This is a genomic window from Arthrobacter sp. Dra40 (assembly GCF_059091905.1).
On the sequence record NZ_JBNHHB010000468.1, the window covers coordinates 1 to 1,579 of the forward strand.

Annotated in this window: 2 protein-coding genes; one reads left to right on the forward strand and one right to left on the reverse strand. The window is 59.9% G+C overall.

Annotated features, from left to right (window positions below; all coding sequences use genetic code 11):
* Positions 1-156: 156 nt before the first annotated feature.
* The gene (locus AC5RWT_RS37260; protein ID WP_493964505.1) at positions 157-720 is read left to right on the forward strand and encodes a recombinase family protein; all 564 of its coding nucleotides are present in this window, start codon (positions 157-159) and stop codon (positions 718-720) included.
* Between the two features lie 538 nt (positions 721-1,258).
* Here AC5RWT_RS37260 and AC5RWT_RS37265 read toward each other — a convergent pair.
* Complete coding sequence (locus AC5RWT_RS37265) at positions 1,259-1,543, reverse strand: DUF1990 family protein (RefSeq protein WP_494084598.1); 285 nt, start codon at positions 1,541-1,543, stop codon at positions 1,259-1,261.
* Positions 1,544-1,579 lie beyond the last annotated feature (36 nt).

The window sequence follows — 1,579 nt, forward strand, 5'->3', positions numbered from 1 at the left end:
GACCGTCTGCTGAGACAGCCGGTCTTCCCCGGCCGCCATTTCTGGAGGTGAGAGAAAGTCGCGGATTCTAGACAACCCCGTCGTCTCATCAATATGTCTCACGTCTGCTAGTCTCAGGAACATTAAAATGAACCTTTGATGTGACTTAGGACGGCTGTGGCAAGTATCGGGTATGCCAGGGTCAGCACAGTTGACCAAAACACGGACCTTCAACATGGCGCGCTGAAAACGGCCGGTTGCAAGAAGGTCTTTACGGACCACGGGGTGAGCGGCACACGGGCCAAGCGTCCTGAGCTGGACAAGATGCTGGAGCACCTCCGAGAAGGCGATGAAGTGGTCGTCTGGAAGCTTGACCGGCTGGGCCGCAACACGCGGAACCTGCTGGCGCTCATTGATGACCTCGAGGAACGGGGTGTCCACTTCCGTTCACTGACCGAGGGCATCACCACCACAGGCGCCATGGGCAAGGCGATGTTCACCGTTATGTCCGCGTTCGCCCAGCTCGAACGCGACCAGTTGGCCGAGCGCACCAAGGCAGGCATGGCTGCAGCTGCCGCCAACGGGCGCAGGGCGGGACGGCGGGAAGTCACGGCAGGCGACCGAAAAGTGAAGCGAGCCCATGAGCTGAAGGCCCAGGGCCTCAAACCCGCTGACATCGGCAAGATCGTTGGCGTCAGCCGCGCCACCGTTTACCGGTACCTGAACATGGAGAATGCCTAACTATTGTTGCTGAAACAGGTGGAAGCTAAGTCGTGGCCGGTTGAGCTGGCATCAGTAGCGATCTGCCCCGCCTGCGTGCAGGAAACCAATGCGCAGATGACCATGGCTTACCGGTATACCTGCCTCGCCCAGCTTGGCCACGTTCCGCGTTCTGTATCGAGGTCGATGCCACGAAGACGTACATGGCAGACGTCGCCTGGCGTTCGGGCCACTGCCCAGAGGCTGTGCGAGCGTCCACGCGATCGCGATGGAATCCACTCGAGTACCTCGTCAAGGTCGGCGCCGCTTAGCTCCCACTCCTCGCTCGCGCTACCGTCCTCTGCCCAGAAATAGACACGGTACGTCGGTTTCGCGACCTCGGACGTCTGATCACGCGGATCTATCGGGTGAGCTTCCATACGCTGACCGTACTCTGCCTTACCCTCATCCTGAATGGCCGCATCGCAGCCTCATAAATGACCGATGGCTGCAGGGGAAGGTCCGACGCGGCTTTATTCGAGAAGATCGGTTCTCGTGGTTTCGGCGTTTCTTACCCCGATTATCGGAGCGCACGTAGGTATCGCCTTCGCGCGACCCGCTGTGCGATTAGAAGGAGTGGGTACAGCAATCGCCACGGTTGCTGTGGAGCCGCCCGCGTGAGCGAGCGAATCGTCAGTTGAACCTCGTCGCCGTGGCGGTGAACGATAAACGCTTCCTCACCACGAACAGGATGCCCCGGCATCGTGCGGTAGGCAAAGCCAACTCGATCTGGCTCCTGCACAACAGATACGACTTCCACCGGCTCAACAACGGTGACCCCGCAAATGTTCGCTGTGACAATCACGTCGTCACCTTGCGAGACCGGGCCCGGTGCATCTAC